1 rRNA gene is annotated in these 1438 nt (G+C 56.3%); it reads right to left on the bottom strand.

The features are described 5' to 3' along the window. Nucleotides 1-43: 43 nt before the first annotated feature. Nucleotides 44-1438 (bottom strand): 23S ribosomal RNA (locus tag ACIP4Z_RS35505); the annotation flags it as partial.

Genomic DNA, 1438 nt, shown 5'->3' with positions numbered 1-1438 from the left:
GTGGGCTGGTTGTTTCAGAACCACACAGTGAACGCGAGCAACAATGGACAAGCCCTCGGCCTATTAGTACCAGTCAGCTCCACCCCTCACAGGGCTTCCACATCTGGCCTATCAACCCAGTCGTCTACTGGGAGCCTTAACCCCTCAAAGGGGGTGGGAGTCCTCATCTCGAAGCAGGCTTCCCGCTTAGATGCTTTCAGCGGTTATCCCTCCCGAACGTAGCCAACCAGCCATGCCCTTGGCAGGACAACTGGCACACCAGAGGTTCGTCCGTCCCGGTCCTCTCGTACTAGGGACAGCCCTTCTCAAGACTCCTACGCGCACAGCGGATAGGGACCGAACTGTCTCACGACGTTCTAAACCCAGCTCGCGTACCGCTTTAATGGGCGAACAGCCCAACCCTTGGGACCGACTCCAGCCCCAGGATGCGACGAGCCGACATCGAGGTGCCAAACCATCCCGTCGATATGGACTCTTGGGGAAGATCAGCCTGTTATCCCCGGGGTACCTTTTATCCGTTGAGCGACGGCGCTTCCACAAGCCACCGCCGGATCACTAGTCCCTACTTTCGTACCTGCTCGACCCGTCAGTCTCACAGTCAAGCTCCCTTGTGCACTTACACTCAACACCTGATTGCCAACCAGGCTGAGGGAACCTTTGGGCGCCTCCGTTACCCTTTAGGAGGCAACCGCCCCAGTTAAACTACCCACCAGACACTGTCCCTGATCCGGATCACGGACCGAGGTTAGACATCCAGCACGACCAGAGTGGTATTTCAACGACGACTCCCCGATAGCTGGCGCTACCGGCTCACAGTCTCCCACCTATCCTACACAAGCCGAACCGAACACCAATATCAAGCTATAGTAAAGGTCCCGGGGTCTTTCCGTCCTGCTGCGCGAAACGAGCATCTTTACTCGTAGTGCAATTTCACCGGGCCTATGGTTGAGACAGTCGAGAAGTCGTTACGCCATTCGTGCAGGTCGGAACTTACCCGACAAGGAATTTCGCTACCTTAGGATGGTTATAGTTACCACCGCCGTTTACTGGCGCTTAAGTTCTCAGCTTCGCCACACCGAAATGTGACTAACCGGTCCCCTTAACGTTCCAGCACCGGGCAGGCGTCAGTCCGTATACATCGCCTTACGGCTTCGCACGGACCTGTGTTTTTAGTAAACAGTCGCTTCTCGCTGGTCTCTGCGGCCACACCCAGCTCAAGGAGTACATCCCGTCACCAGACATGGCCCCCCTTCTCCCGAAGTTACGGGGGCATTTTGCCGAGTTCCTTAACCATAGTTCACCCGAACGCCTCGGTATTCTCTACCTGACCACCTGAGTCGGTTTAGGGTACGGGCCGCCATGAAACTCGCTAGAGGCTTTTCTCGACAGCATAGGATCATCCACTTCACCACAATCGGCTCGGCATCAGGTCTCACCC

The sequence above is a fragment of the Streptomyces sp. NPDC088910 genome (assembly GCF_044749865.1).
Taxonomy (GTDB): domain Bacteria; phylum Actinomycetota; class Actinomycetes; order Streptomycetales; family Streptomycetaceae; genus Actinacidiphila.
This window is presented reverse-complemented; position numbering and strand designations above follow the sequence as displayed.